Genomic DNA, 17,511 nt, shown 5'->3' with positions numbered 1-17,511 from the left:
ACATTTCTTTCTTAATGGGTGGCCAAAATCACTGTACCACTACATTATCAATTTCTTCTTGATCGCTATCAAATCCCCAACCTTTTTCTGCAAAATGTAGTTTTATTGTGGTGTTAATTATATTGGGATAGTCAAAGTAAAGTGGGCCGGTGCGATTTACCTGCTTTGGTTCGTAAACGCTATTTTGTATTTCATTCGCGTAAAAACTAGCTTCGTAGCCTTCGTCTGTTTTTTCCCAAAATTGACTAATTAAATACGACTCTTTGGTTATTAGTTTACCCGTTTGCTCTTGCTCACTAATAGTCATTGCTTCATTGACTGATAAACCAGTTAAAAAGCCTTGGTAATACTCGAAGTAAGATTTAGCAACGCTATTTAGACCACTGCTGGCTATATTGCTTCTGCGGTTAATTGCTTCAAATTCAGCATAAGTGTACTGGGTTTCAAAACGTGATGGCTCAGATACTTTTTCAGCAATAAAAAAGTTATCTTCTACAGATACATTTGTATTTACAGGCTTTTGCGCCATTGACGTTAAAGCGCTTTCACCTTTATCAATAATTAGGGCATAGCCATAATCAGGCTGCTCTAAATATTCGAGAGTACCTCGTTGGTAGCTGACCGTAGGATCGAGCCAGTAGCGCTCTCCGTTTTGCTTTAGCGTAACAATTACGTGATTAAATACACTTGCTGAAGGTGGAAGTTCTTTTAAACGTTTGGTTTCCTCTGTATCAACTAGCGCAGGGAGGGCCTCTATATCCATCGCTTTTAATAACGAAATAAGCAGTACTGTTTTATCTTTACAATCGCCGTATCGTAGCGAAAGCGTTTCTGAAGCTGACGTTGGTTGATGCGAGTTAGTGCCCATTTGAAGCCCTAAATATCGAACTTCGTCTTGGCTAAAGCGCAGTGCAGCGGCAATTTTATCTGATGTTTTTGTGTGTTTTGCTTTTATTTCTTCAGCTATATCTAAAATGCTGCTTGGGGTTTCTATGGCTGATTGATAAAGCGGATATGCCCAGTTAACTATCTGAGCCCAATCGTCAAACTCAGAAAAGTAAACTTGTGTATATGGGTCGTACCAAGTTGGGGTTTGAGAATTCTGCTCGAGTAAAGGTTCTTCAAAAAGAGTTATAGAATAATCTTTACCATATTTGTTAAGCGTTTCTTGAATATCTGCTGCGCCGTTTATTGTATTTATATGTAGAGGTGTTTGTTTACCCCAAAGTACACGCATATTTTGTTGCACTACGGGTACCGACCAGTTTAGCGTGCGTCTTGTACTAAACTTATTAGCATATATGGGGTTGCTGCCTGTGACTGTGTAGCTGTAATCAAGTATGTCGCCACTGCGCATATCATCAATAATAATATTGAGTGATAAGCTACCATTATAAATACGATCAGCTAACTCAGATTCACCTTGTATAACCGTCATTCTCGCGCTACCAAGCTTATCAATGCGCTCATTATTTCTAATAATCGTTAAGCTATTTAGTGTTAGCGACTCGTAACTTGGATCAAAATAAAGATTAAGCTGGCTTATATAATCAACACACTTTGATTTAAAGCTTTCATAACCAAGCGGGTATAGCGTTGCTGTTTTTGCCTGCTCGGTATATAGGATTGGTTATCGAGTAACAAATAAAGTGTGCCGTCACGTACTTTGGTTATGTCGGAATGCTTGGGTTGGTCAATAATATGTGTATTAACCCAATTAGCAGGTTTATCTGTTTTATATTGCTGCGCAAAAATATTATGAGAGAAAATTAATAAGGTAAGTGCAATTAGCCAAGGGCTGAGTCGAAGGAAGTTCCATTTCATTTTAGGTTTTTATTATTGTTTTATGCATATATATCAAAGGTGGAATGTATCAAGTTTCGACATTTTCAACAATAAAATGTTAATAGTATTAATCCACATACTTATAACTATGGTAATGCATAAGTTCAGCTCAATTTAGCCTGTTATTTATATGAGCATGTTATAAATACAATAAAAACATAAAGGTAATTAGTTATCTCTAAAAATGACTTTGCAAAGATATTTTAACTACTGTTATATGGTTATTAGAAAACCGGCTTTGCTGTTTTTTTGCCAGGGGGACATTTTACTTTGCAAAATACACTATGCTTTATAAAGCACGTTACCACAGCATTTTTGGGTCGAAAAATGAGCGATTTTGTGGGTGTTGGTCGTTCTACGTCACGCCGTTACTTGGAGTATTTACTTGAATCAGGTAAGTTAACAGCGGATCAAAGTTATGGCAGTATTGGCCGCCCTGAACGTTGCTATAAAATAGCGAAGTAACTTTTTGCTCCTAAGGCTTAAATATTAAATTCTATTAATTTCAATGCTTTGCGCTTTTTTTGTTTTTTTTGATATTTAATTGATTCTGACGATAAAAAAAATATATTGAATTGATTGCATTTTAAGCGGCTTGCATGGTGATGTTCGCTTTAAGTGATGTTATACTCCTGCCGAATAATTTATCGACTTTATTAAGAGTAAAATTAATGGCAGATTTATCGAAGTACAGAAACATTGGTATTTTCGCGCACGTTGATGCGGGTAAAACCACGACTACTGAGCGTATCCTAAAGCTTACTGGTCAAATCCATAAAACAGGTGAGGTTCATGATGGTGAATCTACTACTGACTTCATGGAACAAGAAGCTGAGCGCGGTATTACTATTCAGTCTGCGGCTGTAAGCTGTTTCTGGAAAGATCACCGTTTTAACGTTATCGATACTCCTGGGCACGTTGACTTCACAGTAGAAGTTTACCGTTCACTTAAAGTATTAGATGGCGGTGTTGGTGTGTTCTGTGGTTCTGGTGGTGTTGAACCACAATCAGAAACTAACTGGCGTTATGCTAATGATTCAGAAGTTGCACGTATTATCTTCGTAAATAAATTAGACCGTATGGGTGCTGATTTTTACCGTGTAACTGAGCAAGTACGTAAAGTACTTGGTGCTGTACCACTAATCATGACTTTACCAATTGGTATTGAAGATGAATTTGTTGGTGTTGTAGATGTTTTAACTAAAAAAGCATACGTTTGGGATGACACTGGTCTTCCTGAAAACTACGAAATTACAGACGTTCCTGCAGACATGGTAGAAAAAACTGACGAGTATTATGAAATGCTTGTTGAAACTGCCCTTGAGCAAGACGATGAACTACTTGAAGCTTACATGGAAGGTGAAGCACCTTCTGTAGAAGACATCAAGCGTTGTATCCGTAAAGGTACACGTGAGCTTGCTTTCTTCCCTACATACTGTGGTTCTGCGTTTAAGAACAAAGGTATGCAGCTTATTCTTGATGCTGTTGTTGATTACCTACCATCTCCTACAGAAGTTGATCCTCAACCTCTTATGGATGAAGAAGGTAACGAAAATGGCGAATTTGCAATCGTTTCTGCAGATGAACCTTTCAAAGCGTTAGCATTCAAAATAATGGATGACCGTTTTGGTGCATTAACATTCGTACGTATTTACTCAGGTAAACTAAATAAGGGTGACACTATCCTTAACTCGTTTACTGGTAAAACTGAGCGTGTTGGCCGTATGGTTGAGATGCAAGCAGATGACCGTAACGAATTAACTAGCGCACAAGCTGGTGACATCATTGCTATCGTAGGCATGAAAAACGTGCAAACTGGTCACACTTTATGTGATCCTAAGCACCCAGTAACACTTGAGCCAATGGTATTCCCAACTCCAGTAATCTCGATTGCTGTACAGCCTAAAGATAAAGGCGGTAATGAGAAAATGGGTGTTGCTATCGGTAAAATGGTTGCAGAAGATCCATCTTTCCAAGTTGAGACTGATGAAGATTCAGGCGAGACTATTCTTAAAGGCATGGGTGAGCTTCACTTAGATATCAAAGTAGATATCCTTAAGCGTACTTACGGCGTAGACCTTATTGTTGGTCAACCACAAGTTGCTTACCGTGAAACTATCACTCGTGAAATCGAAGATAGCTACACGCATAAGAAACAATCTGGTGGTTCTGGTCAGTTTGGTAAAATCGACTACCGCATCAAGCCAGGCGAAGTTGCTTCAGGCTTCACGTTTAAATCATCAGTTGTTGGTGGTAACGTACCGAAAGAATTCTGGCCTGCAGTTGAGAAAGGCTTTAAGTCAATGATGGGCGAAGGTGTTCTAGCTGGCTTCCCAGTACTTGACGTTGAAGTTGAACTTTTCGACGGTGGCTTCCATGCCGTGGATTCATCTGCAATCGCGTTCGAAATCGCTGCTAAAGGCGCTTTCCGTCAATCGATCCCTAAAGCGGGCGCACAACTTCTTGAGCCAATCATGAAAGTTGACGTGTTCACTCCAGAAGATCACGTTGGTGATGTTATCGGTGACCTTAACCGTCGTCGTGGCATGATGAAAGACCAAGAAGCTGGTTTAACAGGCATCCGTATTAAAGCAGATGTACCGTTATCAGAAATGTTCGGTTACATCGGTACACTACGTACAATGACATCGGGTCGTGGTCAGTTCTCTATGGAGTTCTCACACTACGCTGCATGTCCAGCTAACGTAGCTGAAACTGTAATCGCTGCAGAAAAAGAGAAAAAAGCTGCTAAGTAATTAGCTCTTTAACTCTTTAAAAAAACCCGCACATGTTGCGGGTTTTTTATTGCCTATAATTTTTGGATAAGAATATGCCAAGGAGGAGTAGCTCTATATTTTTAATAAAAGCATGTTCATTTATGTGGTCTGCTATTTTTTATTAGGTTAATTTTTGATGGGAGATCTTAACTAATACCAACCTGCATAAATCTTTGATCAATTTAACGAATTAAATTGCACTATAACGTCATTAAAAAATTTTCTATTTAGAACAACTAGATAAAAAAATTTTGCCTAGTTCTAGCGTAATTTTCTTAACGTCAAATAGGCCCCATATATAAGCAGATTGGTATAATCTGAACTCTGGATAATAAATCTATCTCAAGCAGCTATTTTCAGCGCTCACTGCGTTGAATTTACTTGTAATAGGCCAGCGATTGACGCGTAAATTCGCCTTGTTTTTACTGAAAATCTCTGGCTAGAGAAAATAAATTTAAATATCACTATAATTCAAGACGTTGGTAAATCTCTTAACCAGAGCTCAGGTTAACTATTTTAATACGGAAAAATATTTATTAGACAATAAAAAAGGAGCAACTTATTGCTCCTTTTTTGGTTTTTAACGGCTCTTTTATTTAGCGCTAATTAAACTTTTTTATCGCTTTAGCTTTTAGCGCTTTCATCTTTAGCTTGTGTGGCTTATTAAAGCTTTGAATGGGCATTGTAACCATATGCTCTTTTGGCAGTGTTGGAATAGTTGTTGGATATTGACCTTCTTGAGGTACAGAAATCTTTTTGAGATGAACCTTAAGCGCTTCTAAAGTAGCATCGTTATCTACTTCACTAGGGCAAATAAATATACCTAGCTCTCTAAGGAACACGCCTAGCTTAATGCTACTTGAGTAACGGACTATAGGTGCTGCGAGTATTAAGCCTAATAGTATTGGCGACAACCACCAAAAGAATACAGGGGTAAAGTAATACGCTGTGCTGCCCCATGCAATAGCGACGATAGTTGAAAATAGCGTATAACCAAACGCTTCCCTCCAAGGAACCATTCGACCTTCACGAGGCTGTGCATCCCACTTTACTTTTTTACCTAAAAATACGCATATAACAAAGTAAGCATGAAATACCATCATTAATGGTGCAACGATAATAGCAAATACGGTTTCAATGATTGAGCCTAGTATCAGCTTAATTGAACCACCAAAGCGTTTGTTTCTGTGCACTAATGTAACAATAACACCCATTAATTTAGGTAGTAGTAAAATTATGATTGTTAAGTAAAGTAGTGAATCAATCAGTTCGGTTTTGGCAATTTGCCACGTCGGAAATAATTGGTACGCGCGATTAAAGTAAACATCGCTATTAAGCGCACGTGTTACGGCATCAATCGTACTTAGTGCGAGCATTGATAGCCAAATTAGCGATGAAATATAGGCCGTTGCTCCCAGTAAAAAATGAAACTTACTCATTAACTTTAATTTTGATGAGGACAGTAAACCAAGGTGTTGGATATTCCCTTGTACCCAACGTCTGTCGCGTACAGCATAATCTAAAATGTTACTTGGAACTTCTTCATAACTCCCTTCAATGTCTGATAGTAGCAATACGTCCCAATTAGCACTGTGTAACAAAGAGGCTTCTACAAAGTCATGACTTAGTATTTCACCACCAAATGGGGCATTACCTTTAAGCGTTGGTAAACCACAACAGGTAATAAACGCCTCAACTCTAATGATTGCGTTGTGGCCCCAATAGTTTGCTTTATCGGTTTGCCAAAAAGCAGAACCAGTCGCTAGCATTGGGCTGTAAAGTACGGATGCAAACTGTAAAAAGCGGCCAAAAAAAGTATCTTGACGAACGGGGATAGGAATTGTTTGAATAAGGCCTGCTTGCGGGTTGTTTAGCATGCTTGTAGTAAGCTCTAGCATGCACTTTCCGGTCATTACGCTATCAGCATCAAGTACAATCATATGGTCGTACTGGCTGCCCCAACGTTCACAAAAATCAGTTAGGTTGCCTACCTTGCGGTGTTTATTATCTTCGCGGCGACGGTAAAAAACGTGTTTAGCTGTACTGCCTAATCGCTCACACAATGCATGCCATGCACTTAACTCGTTTTTGGCTATTTGTGGGTCTTGGGTATCGCTAAGTAAATAAAAGTCAAAGTGATCTAGTTGCCCTGTTTCTTTTAGTGATTCTAGGCTTACTTCAAAGCCTGCGATAACACGATGAGTATCTTCGTTATAGATTGGCATAACAACCGCTGTTCTTTGCTTAGCAAGTGCTTGGCTGTCGAAAGAGATTGGCTTAATACGCTTTAAAGTTAGTGGATCGATGCGCAGTAGTTGCAGTAAGAAACCAATTGTACCGCTACAAAATGCAGTAACAATCCACGCAAACGTAATTGAAAATAGGGCGAGTAATGCATATTCAAGTAAGGTCATACCGTTTGAATTTAAAATTTCAAACATAATAGATATGCCGTAACCTGATATGCCAAGAGCTGCAATAGCAAACAGCCATACACGAACTGTTTTGAAAGGCATTGACGTTCCCTTGTTTTGCTTACTTGATGTCATTTGGATACCAAACATAGCTCCATACCTCACTAATTTCTTTTTCACGTAGTTTTAGCGATAAACGCATATCTACTGGTTTTCCGTCTTGTGGTGCGATTTTAAAGGCCACACGCCATCCATATGTATCAGGTAGCTTTTGTATTGTTACATCACTCACTTCACCTGTTGTTAGCTGTATATCAGCCTTTAAATCTAGCTTTTTAGAGAGCTGGTTAAGCTCTGGTCCTGAAAAGTCGACAGTAAATTGACGGTGACTTTTTGGTGGAGGATTGTCTTCACCTGGTAGTGCTGCACTGCCAATTCTAGTACGCACCACGCGTGCTTTTTCATGTTGGTTTAAATGGGCATTAAAAGTCGTCATTTTATAGCTTAGTTTTAATGAATCTCCCGCTTTGAAGGGTTTTTCAGGTACCCAATAACTTACTATATTGTCATTAGTTTCTGTGTCAGTTGGTATCTCTACTAGCTCAACTCGACCATTACCCCATTCACCTTCTGGTTCAATCCAAAGGCTAGGGCGGTCGTGGTAATGAGCTTCTGTATCAAAGTAGTTATTAAAATCACGATCGCGTTGCGCTAAACCAAAACCTTTTGGGTTCTCGTATGTAAAAGAAGTGACGCTTAGTTGCGCGGGATTGTTAAGTGGGCGCCACACCCATTTATTATCTTGCGATTGTGTTAATAAACCGTCTGAATCGTGTACTTCAGGGCGGTAGTCATCAAAAAATTTAGTACTGTTTTCACCGTGATAAAACATACTCGTTAAGGGGGCAATACCTAGTTTTTTAACGTCTTTACGTGCAAATATTTGCATATTTACTTTTACAGCCGTATTTGTGGTTGGGTCTACATCGAACCTATATGCCCCCGACACTGATGGGCTATCAAGTAGTGCAAACATAACAATATTAGTTTGATCTAGTTTTGGCTTAACTAACCAAAACTCTTTAAACATTGGGAATTCTTCGCCTGAAGCTTCTGCAGTATCAATCGCTAAACCGCGAGCAGACAATCCGTAAACTTGCTTTGGGCCAACAATACGAAAATAAGATGCACCTTGAAATACCATTACTTCATCTTTGTACTCATTGGTATTTAGTGGGTAATGTAATCGAAAGCCAGCGTGACCAAGCTGAGTATTGGCAATGCTTTTAGTAATTTCTTCTTTTAGAGGAGCAGCAGTGCCATCGTACTGATAAAAGTCAGTACTAAATGGGAGGCGGGTGCGTTTTGAGTCACTATTAACAGTATTAATTGTAACGGGTGTTTTATATAAAAAACCGGGGTGGAATAGCTGTAGCTCGTAAAGACCTTCGTCTTTCCACACTGACTTGTCTTGTTTGAAGCGGATAGAGCGATAATCTTGATAATCAATATTATTGAGAGCATCGAGTTCAATGTTTTTTGGAGCTATATATTCTTCACTTGCTAGTTTTTTAGCACGCGCGCTTATAACGTCAAATAAACTACTTTGTGGAATGGCTGCTTCTGTTGTAGCTGCAAATGCTTGATTGCTGTTACCCCAAGCCGAAAATATAATAAGTAGACCCAAGAGTGGCTTTGAGCTCTTTTGCCATGTTGATAATCGATGGGTAAATTGTTTCATTTTCATTCCTTTATAAAAACACGACTTATTTTTAGGGTTGAGACTAAGTTATTTACTTAAGCAATTTTTAAACCTAAATAAATACATTAAAAATCAAAAAGCTAAGTAAGAGGCATAAAAGATCTCGACCACTTTTCGTGTAAAAAACACCCACGGCTATGTAGTTGCTTCTTACTTGGTTAGTTAGTTGAGGATGATTTATATAATAAGGCGATATTACGAGGTGTTTACTGAAGCTTGTCTGAATTACATTTGTATAAAAATAAAAAAAGCCGCGATTGCGGCTTTTTAAGGGTATCTAAATTAGTTATTTCTTTTTAAATCTACGCACGATTGATAGCGGCGCTAAAAGAAGTGTTAACCAAAATAATGAACCTGCATCGTTATCGTCATCTGAACGTAGGTTATTAACTTTAATAGCTACATTTTCAGCTTTAGATACATTACCAGCACTATCTTGTGCTTGAACAGATAAGGTAATACGGTTTTCAAACTCGTAATCTAACTCACCAGCTACAATAAGTTGTCCCTGGTTGTTAATAGAAACACCGCTGTTTCCTGATACAATAAATTTAATAACCGGTGACTCATCTGCATTAGGATCACTAAAATCAAGCGTACCAATTACTGTCCCAATCGCGCTATTTTCATCAATAGCAAACGTTTGATTCGCTGTAATAACTGGTGTTTGCTCTTCTGGTGTTAGCGTAATTTCAGATTTTATATCAACAATTACAGGATCATGATCTGAGGCGCGGTATGCGCTTTGAGAATATAAACTTGATTGTTGAGCATCACTTTTAAATTCAACATTGTAATCAAGCGAAATTGGTTCATCTGCATTAATATGCCAATCTTTAGCTGATACTACCTTGCTAAGTAATGATGCACTAGCTACTGCATGGTCAAGGCTACCAGCACGGCCAGAGAAGCTATAAGAGTAAGCAAGAGTATTGCCATCAAGCTCTGCGACTACATTTTTATATCCTTTATCAGCAAACGCACGTATTGGATCTTCCATTGCGTAAGCATTCATGTCGCCAACTAGAATAGTATCTTCGTCGTCAACACCCGTTGGTTTGCTATCAAGCCAATCTGCGAATGCATTCGCACCTTGTGTACGTATTTCATTCCAACAAGCTTGGCCATCATTTTGATCTTCGTTCGCACCGCTTGCACTACCACAACCACCTTTAGACTTTAAGTGCGCTACGGCTACAGTAAATACTTCATCAGTTGCTAAAGATTTAAAGCTTTGTGCGATAGGAGTACGATTACTAAAATCAAATGGTGCATCAGTAGTAATAGCGGCAGTACCGACTTCTTCTACCTTATTAGCACGATAAATCAACGCAGTCGTGATTGCATCTGTACCGATTTGATCAAGACCAAAGTCAACAAATGCATACTGGTTAGCTGCATCAGCTTCGTTTAATGCATTAACTAAGCTAGCAATAGCGCTAAATTCACCAAAACCATCATTTTCGATTTCCATCAAACCAACAACATCAGCTTGCATTGCGCTAATAGCACTTACAATTTTGGCTTCTTGACGAATAAATTCAGCTTCAGAATCTGCACCGCGACTCGTAGGGAACCCTTCACCTTGGCCATCACCATTAAAGTAATTAAGTACGTTGAAGCTTGCTACACGTAAATCTGCCTCAGCATTAAGTTCAGGTGCGTCTTTACGTGCATTTGTTGCAATAAATTGAGGTGCTACAGTTGGGTGAATTCGGTAAAGGCTAAAGCTATAAGCAAGTGCACCAGTCACTGTATTTACTGTATCACCAGTACGTAATGTATTTTCTGCTGATAAACCAGGAGTTGGATAGGCTGTAGGATCTAGATTTTGAACAGTTGAGCCATCATCGATTAATATTTTCTTAGTTAAGTTTTCGGCTTCAACTGCGTTAGCAGTATCACCAGGTAACGCAACTTGCGTACCTTGATACAAGCGCTCAGTCGCGACTTCAACTTCACCATATCGACCAAGGCCAAAGTTATTGGTAACAACTAATGGCTGTTCTAGCGTTACTAGCATACCTTCAAACGATTCTAAATAAGTTGCATCAGCTAAAGGCAAAGTTATTTTTGTAGCGGCTGAAGCTAAGCCAGTATCACAAACAGCTACTTGGCTTACGCTGCCGATTTGTGTTGCATCAAAATATTCTTCAACAGTACCTTGCACACGTACATGGTCGCCTACACTTACGTCAGTATCTGCAAAGTAAACAAACAGGCCTTCAGAAGTCAGTGGATTAGCGTCTATATCTGCAGCAAGTGAGCTTATAAAAAAGCCTTTTAATTCATCGTCGCCTTGGAAGTCTGCTGTTACAACGCCTTCAAGTTCAACAACACTACCCACAAGAGGGCTTGCTGCACCATCGCCTTGAATAGCGCTAATCAATGTTTTATCTGCACCACATACTAATGGATCTAGTGGCTCAGGTTCTGGTACTGGAGCGGAGTCACTACCAAATACGCCTAAACCAGAAAAATCATCTTGGTCAAATTGCACCCATTCTTCGCTTGGGTCAAAAGGAGCGCTTGGCGAGGTACGGCCAACGAGGACGCTATCGTTGCGACGAAGTGTTTTATTTTGTGTTTGTACGCCACCTTCAGACCAATAAGAGCCCGGATCCGTACCAAATTGACCAAAACTATCAATGACAGTGTCGCCTTGAATTAGAACTAATGCATCATCACCGTTAAAGCTTGTAACACTATGCTCTAAATCAGCTTTACCTTTTAGCTCATCATTTGAACTTGGGTTTACGATTACATATGTTCCGTTGGCAGGTAAAGTAGCTGATAAGTCGAGCGTAGATTGTATCGTTGTTTTACCGTTCACATATAAATTTAATTTATAGCCAGCAAGTGATAACGAATCAGTCGAGTTATTATAAAGCTCAATTGCTTTATTGTTGCTACTACCTTCTACATATTCCGAAATGATAAGATTAGCGGAGGCTGGTGCACTAAGGCTTGCTATAACAAGCGCTAGTGGCGTTATTTTTGTTTTAAACATTATTATTTTTTTCCCGTGTATTGTGTCCCAAATGGGACACTTAGTTTAAGGAAAATTTATTACAAATAAAATACAATAAGTAAATAAAATGAAAGCAAAAATAGCGAAATTGTGACTATTGTATTACATTATTTACTTTTTAAGTATTGTGCAGCTTGTTTAGCGAAATAAGTCAGAATACCATCAGCACCAGCTCGCTTAAATGCCAAGAGAGATTCCATTATTGTTGCTTCCTCGTTCAGCCAGCCATTATCGATTGCGGCTTTGTGCATAGCGTATTCGCCGCTAACTTGATAGGCGAAAGTTGGCACGCCAAATTCATCTTTTACGCGACGTACAATATCTAAATAAGGCATGCCAGGTTTAACCATAACCATATCAGCGCCTTCTTGTAAGTCTAATGCAACTTCACGTATTGCTTCGTCAGAGTTTGCAGGATCCATCTGGTAGGTCTTTTTGTCAGCGCCTTTTAAGTTCCCTGCAGAACCTATTGCATCTCTGAAAGGACCATAATAGCTAGAGGCATACTTAGCTGAATAAGCCATAATGCGAGTATGGATAAAGCCATCCGCTTCAAGTGCTTCACGAATTGCGCCAATACGGCCATCCATCATATCTGAAGGAGCGATAACATCGGCTCCAGCTTGTGCATGAGAAAGTGCTTGTTTAACCAATATTTCAGTTGTTACATCATTGATGACGTAACCTGAGTCATCAATGATGCCGTCTTGCCCATGTGTAGTGAATGGGTCAAGTGCACCATCAGTAATTACACCGAGTTCAGGGTAAGCTTCTTTTAAAGCGCGAACAGTTCGCTGCACTAAACCATCTTCATTGTAAGCTTCTTCGGCGAATAATGACTTTTTATCTGTAGGCGTTACCGGAAAGATTGCAATGGCTGGCACGCCGAGCTCAACGAGCTCTTTTGCCTCAATAAGCAATAAATCTATTGATAAACGTTCAATGCCGGGCATTGATTCAATCGCTTCACGACGATTTTTACCTTCAAGTACGAAAACGGGGTAGATTAAATCGTTTACGCTAAGTTGGTTTTCAGCCATTAGACGACGAGAAAAATCGCTTCTACGCATTCTGCGCATACGAGTATACGGAAAAAGGTCTAGTCCTGATTGGGCCATATTAGAATACTCCTACTGTGGAATTGGAAAATTAATTACTTGATTACGACCGTGCTGTTTAGCGTAATAGAGGGCTTTATCAGCGTGCTCGGTAAATATTTCGGGGGTGTTAAGATCATCTGCGACGCTAGTGTAAACACCAGCACTAATTGTAAATTTAATGTCAGTGCCAGCAACAATTACAGTACTTTGCGCAATTGTTTCGCGTATTTGTTCTGCAATATCTAACGCGCCTTCATTTGGTGTATTTGGAAGCAGCACTACAAATTCTTCGCCACCGTAGCGTGCAACTTCATCAAGTGGACGCTTTAGATTATTTTTTATAATATCTGACACCGCTCTAATAACCTGATCGCCAGTTAAATGACCATACGTATCATTAATTGTTTTGAAGCGGTCTATATCAAGCATAATAATACTTAATGGCGTTTGCTCTCGGCGAGAACGACGAAGCTCCATTATTAATTTCTTATCAAAGAAACGACGGTTTTTTATACCGGTTAAAGCATCTTCAGTATTAAGTTGCTCAAGCTCTCTATTTTTCTCTTCAAGCTCTCTTAAGGTTACTTGCAGTTCAAAGGTTCGTTCGTCGACAAGCGCTTCTAACTCTCGGCGAGCTTTCTCTTGTAACGCTAGACGTTCGTTTAAGAGTGTATCTTGCGCCGTATTTTTAGCAATCAAGGTTTGCTGTGTAACTATTTGTTGGTCGCGTTGCAAAATAAACTTTTCCATTACGGTATAGCACAAACAAAAAATACAGCTAAAAAAGCAAATAAAGACAATAACTAAACTATTCTGACCAAGGGAATACCAGCCCATTGCTGTAGCAATAAAGTAGGCCATAACTATAAGGAAGAAGATTAAAGTCAGTAAAAGGCCTTTATTTTGTTTGGATGGGTCACTACGAGTACATATAAGTGTAGTGATAATATAAAAGCACAAAATAATAGGAATAGTTACAAGGCTAAATAAAGTAACGATTAAGTTAGGTAGCAGCCAAACACATAGTAATGAAATGGCAAATAGGCTGGTTATTATCGTTTGTACCTTTAACAGCGTAGAGCGTTTAGGTTGGCAAATGAGTTGCTGTAAAGGTAAAAACAACAAGGTAATAAGCATCAGTAACATAGAGCTCATTAGTTGCTGAATACCCGTTAGGTTTGGATGAAAAAAACGCAAGCCAAATCCACACAAATAGGAGAGTAATAAACCTAACGTCAACGTTATCATACCAGCACAAGCAAAATAGAGCTTGCGTGAGAACCCATATAAAACAAGACAGCTAAAGGCTAACGAAAATACAAAACCAATGAGCAAACCATATATTAAATTTAGTTTACCTTTGTAAGCTAAATAACTATCTTGCTGCCACAAAGTTAAAGGTACTCGTAACCCCGCACTATCCGTAACTTTGATGATCACAGTTGTTGTTGTGTTTGCAGGCAATGTTAATTTAACTAATAAAGATTCGCTTTTTATTAGGCGCTGAGAAAGCACAAAGGCGTCGCCTATTTGTGTTTGTGAAAGCAGCTCAGAATTGTGTAAATGAAAAACCTGAACTTTATTTAAGAGAGGATTATCTATTGAAAGTAGTGGCTCAACTTCACTGTTGAGTGTGTTTTTTATTGTAAATGTAAGCCATACTGGTCGTTGTTCTAACCCTAAGTTTAATGAGCTATTTTTAAGTGAATGCCAATTTTTCAAATTACTATTTCGAGCTTCTAAAAGCGAAGTTGGTTCAAAAGAATAGTTTAAATTTATGATATTTTGGGATTTAAAATTTTGGCTTATTACAATGGGATTTGCAGAAGCGTTAAATACACATACTAGGGTAAGTAGGCTAAATAAAACTTTTGCAACTATCATTAACGTGTCTCTAGAGCAAAAATGTGATTAAAGTTTTTTGTAGTTTGAGTTGCTACAGTTTCAGCTTCAATTTTATACAGTTGAGCGACAGTTTGGCAAATATGTGGAAGTAATGCGGGTTCATTTTTACGTGATTTGGGTTTAGGCTTAATCGAGCGCGGAATTAAAAAAGGTGAATCAGTTTCGAGTAGCAAGCGTTCTAAAGGAATGTGAGGGACTAATTGTTGTAACTCTTTCCCACGTCTTTCATCGCATACCCAGCCAGTAATGCCAATGTAAAGCCCTAAATCTAGATAACTTTTTAACGAGCTAGCATTACCGGTAAAGCAGTGAAGTATACCGCGTACTTTGAATTCATTAAGTATTTTAAGCATATCTTCATTGGCATCACGTTCGTGTAGGTAAACAGGTAAATTTAAATCTTCGGCTACAGCAAGCTGGCGCCTGAAGACGCTACGCTGAATATCTCTAGGTGAAAAATCGCGATTATAGTCAAGCCCACATTCGCCAATAGCAACCACCTCATCGTGCTTTGCAAGGTGTTTTAATTGAGTCTCTAATTCGCTGGTGGCTGATTTTGCATCATGAGGGTGTATGCCGGCTGTAGAGTATTGCTGATACTTTATAGCCAGCTCAAGAGATTGTTCACTCCCTGCTATGTCACAGCCAATAATAAGCATGTTGTTAACGCCTGCACTATTGGCGCGGTTAATAATCTCTTGATGCTGTTCATCAAACTGATGGTTAGTTAAATTAACACCAGCATCAATTAAGGTGTACGACATTACTTAGTGCGCTTAACGCGAATAGAGCGATTTTGGTTCGCTTTTTTTAATAAAAATGAGTTAAAAACACCACGAGTTATAACAACCGTATCACTTTCTTTTAAGCGCATACTATCAGAGCCAATTTGACGCCATTGTTGATCATTATCTAAATTAATAATGAGCTCACCATAAGCTGCTTTCTCTATTGAGGTAATTGTAGCTTTAATTTCAGTATCTTTTTCTTTGTGTACTTCTTTATGCTCTAAACCAAAATCATCGGCATTTGCAACTGATGGCGCTTTCTGTGTTGGAGTAGGTATTGGCACGTTAGTATTTGTTGTTGGTGGTGCTAAAACTTTTGCAACTGATGGCTTGGTTAGCGATTTACCCGCAATAGTATTGTCGTAACATAGTAAACGGTTAAAGTCGTTTTCAATAAAGCTACATGCTTGTAATGCTTGAGTGTTAATTTCTGTTTGCGCAGCAAATGTGGGTGCGCTTAATAAAACCAATAGTGAGAGTAGTTGTTTTTTCATTTTATTCCTCAGATTCTTGTTGTGGTTTAGCGGTATAAAATTTCGCTAAAATTAAGCCTAGTTCAAACAAAAGCAGCATCGGAAACGCTAGTAATGTTTGTGATAATACATCAGGCGGTGTTAAAAACATCGCGACTACAAAAACACCTACCACGATATAAGGGCGTTTTTCTTTTAAGCTTGTTGTCGTTGTTGCGCCACTCCAGCATAGCAGCATAATGGCAACTGGAATTTCAAACGCGACACCAAAAGCAAAAAATAATTTTAATACAAATCCTAAATAACTACTTATGTCGGGCGCAAGAGTCATCATCTCAGGACCTGCGCTTGTAAAAAAGCCTAAAATAATTGGCAGTACTACAAAGTAACAAAAGGCTATACCACCATAAAACAGTATTATGCTAGAGGCGAGAATAGGCATGAGCATTTTCTTTTCGTGCTGATATAACCCTGGTGCGATAAACCCCCAAATTTGATGTAATATCCATGGAATAGATGCAAATAAAGCGACAAATAAAGTCAGTTTAAAAGGGGCGAAAAAAGGTGCTGTCACATCAGTTGCAATCATAGTTGCAGTGCTTGGCAAATGTGAGACTAGCGGCTGTGCAACAAAAGCGTAAATGTCATTTGCAAAATACACTATGGCAATAAAAATAACGAAAATGCTCAATAGTGCTTTTATAAGTCGATCTCGTAACTCAATTAAGTGAGCCACAAACCCCGATTTTACTTGCTCAACCATTATTATTTATACCATTTAGTAAGTTGACCATTGAAAAGGAAATTAATTTCACTTTTTTTCATCAATATGTTGGTTGTTTTCTGTCTTTGGCGGTTGTTTTTTATAGCTGTGGGTAACTGATTGAGCTGCTTGTTGTAGCTCGCTCAACGAGTTTTGCAGTTCAGGGCTTAAGTCTTTTAAGTTTTGTTGCTCTGCTTTTTTAAGGTTTTCATGCAGCTCATGTACGCGTAGCTCTTCGCTGACTTCGGCTTTAACTGAATTAGCTAGCGACTTGGCTGTTTTAATCCAGCGGCTCACTGTTCTTATAGCCACAGGCAAGCGTTCAGGGCCTAAAACCACTAAACCAACAATAAGAACAATAACAAGCTCCCACATTCCCATGCTAATTAAACCTTATTACTATCTTTGGTTTTTTCAGCGTTAGCTGGATCGTTTGGAGCTGCATTTTCTGATTTTTGGATTTGCTCGGTAGTGTCTTGTTCTGTACTTTTTTCATCAGACATGGCTTTTTTAAAGCCTTTAACAGCACCGCCTAAGTCCCCACCCATTCCACGTAACTTTTTAGTACCAAAAAGAAGAACGATGATTGCTAGTACAATCAATAATTGCCAAATACTAATACCACCAAAACCCATGGTTATCTCCAGTCTATA

At 38.8% G+C, this 17,511-nt stretch carries 14 protein-coding genes; 2 read left to right on the top strand and 12 right to left on the bottom strand.

Annotation, left to right across the window (positions count from 1 at the left end):
* Nucleotides 1-28: 28 nt before the first annotated feature.
* Together D172_RS17010 and D172_RS21785 are read right to left on the bottom strand one after the other, a co-directional pair.
* Nucleotides 29-1,546 (bottom strand): DUF3857 domain-containing transglutaminase family protein, encoded by a 1,518-nt coding sequence (locus D172_RS17010; protein WP_237113702.1) that lies wholly within the window; start codon nt 1,544-1,546, stop codon nt 29-31.
* Nucleotides 1,543-1,824, bottom strand: a complete 282-nt coding sequence (locus tag D172_RS21785; protein ID WP_007378011.1) for a hypothetical protein — start codon at nt 1,822-1,824, stop codon at nt 1,543-1,545. Before D172_RS21785 ends, D172_RS17010 begins: the two co-directional genes overlap by 4 nt.
* A gap of 348 nt (nt 1,825-2,172) precedes the next feature.
* On the opposite strand from D172_RS21785, the gene D172_RS17005 reads away from it, so the two are divergent.
* Together D172_RS17005 and fusA are read left to right on the top strand one after the other, a co-directional pair.
* The gene (locus tag D172_RS17005) at nt 2,173-2,310 is read left to right on the top strand and encodes a hypothetical protein (protein WP_007378012.1); all 138 of its coding nucleotides are present in this window, start codon (nt 2,173-2,175) and stop codon (nt 2,308-2,310) included.
* A gap of 206 nt (nt 2,311-2,516) precedes the next feature.
* Complete coding sequence (gene fusA, locus D172_RS17000; RefSeq protein WP_007378013.1) at nt 2,517-4,601, top strand: elongation factor G; 2,085 nt, start codon at nt 2,517-2,519, stop codon at nt 4,599-4,601.
* 623 nt (nt 4,602-5,224) lie between these two features.
* Here the strand turns inward: fusA and mdoH are convergent.
* From mdoH to tatA, 10 genes are all read right to left on the bottom strand, one after another.
* Nucleotides 5,225-7,186 (bottom strand): glucans biosynthesis glucosyltransferase MdoH, encoded by a 1,962-nt coding sequence (mdoH, locus tag D172_RS16995; RefSeq protein WP_033023781.1) that lies wholly within the window; start codon nt 7,184-7,186, stop codon nt 5,225-5,227.
* Nucleotides 7,158-8,777: a glucan biosynthesis protein G gene (locus D172_RS16990; protein WP_007378015.1), complete on the bottom strand. Its 1,620-nt coding sequence runs from the start codon at nt 8,775-8,777 to the stop codon at nt 7,158-7,160. Before D172_RS16990 ends, mdoH begins: the two co-directional genes overlap by 29 nt.
* A 307-nt stretch (nt 8,778-9,084) precedes the next feature.
* A complete protein-coding gene (locus D172_RS16985; protein WP_007378016.1) occupies nt 9,085-11,808 on the bottom strand; it encodes an ExeM/NucH family extracellular endonuclease in 2,724 nt (907 codons plus the stop codon).
* A 128-nt stretch (nt 11,809-11,936) separates the two neighbouring features.
* A complete protein-coding gene (hemB, locus tag D172_RS16980; protein WP_007378017.1) occupies nt 11,937-12,947 on the bottom strand; it encodes a porphobilinogen synthase in 1,011 nt (336 codons plus the stop codon).
* Nucleotides 12,948-12,959: 12 nt separating this feature from the next.
* Nucleotides 12,960-14,813 carry a diguanylate cyclase gene (locus D172_RS16975; RefSeq protein ID WP_033023782.1) on the bottom strand — a complete coding sequence of 618 codons (1,854 nt, stop codon included), beginning with the start codon at nt 14,811-14,813 and terminating at the stop codon, nt 12,960-12,962.
* Nucleotides 14,813-15,598, bottom strand: a complete 786-nt coding sequence (locus D172_RS16970) for a TatD family hydrolase (protein WP_007378019.1) — start codon at nt 15,596-15,598, stop codon at nt 14,813-14,815. Before D172_RS16970 ends, D172_RS16975 begins: the two co-directional genes overlap by 1 nt.
* On the bottom strand, nt 15,598-16,116 hold the full coding sequence (locus D172_RS16965; RefSeq protein WP_007378020.1) for a hypothetical protein: 519 nt from the start codon (nt 16,114-16,116) through the stop codon (nt 15,598-15,600). The genes D172_RS16970 and D172_RS16965 overlap by 1 nt, the downstream gene beginning before the upstream one ends.
* A gap of 1 nt (nt 16,117) precedes the next feature.
* Nucleotides 16,118-16,858 carry a twin-arginine translocase subunit TatC gene (gene tatC / locus D172_RS16960; RefSeq protein ID WP_007378021.1) on the bottom strand — a complete coding sequence of 247 codons (741 nt, stop codon included), beginning with the start codon at nt 16,856-16,858 and terminating at the stop codon, nt 16,118-16,120.
* Between the two features lie 48 nt (nt 16,859-16,906).
* Entirely contained in the window at nt 16,907-17,239 is a 333-nt protein-coding gene (tatB, locus tag D172_RS16955; protein ID WP_007378022.1) for a Sec-independent protein translocase protein TatB, read from the bottom strand.
* 5 nt (nt 17,240-17,244) lie between these two features.
* Nucleotides 17,245-17,493 carry a Sec-independent protein translocase subunit TatA gene (gene tatA, locus D172_RS16950; protein WP_007378023.1) on the bottom strand — a complete coding sequence of 83 codons (249 nt, stop codon included), beginning with the start codon at nt 17,491-17,493 and terminating at the stop codon, nt 17,245-17,247.
* Nucleotides 17,494-17,511 lie beyond the last annotated feature (18 nt).

It is taken from the genome of Pseudoalteromonas sp. Bsw20308 (genome assembly GCF_000310105.2).
Lineage (GTDB): Bacteria > Pseudomonadota > Gammaproteobacteria > Enterobacterales > Alteromonadaceae > Pseudoalteromonas > Pseudoalteromonas fuliginea.
This window is presented reverse-complemented; position numbering and strand designations above follow the sequence as displayed.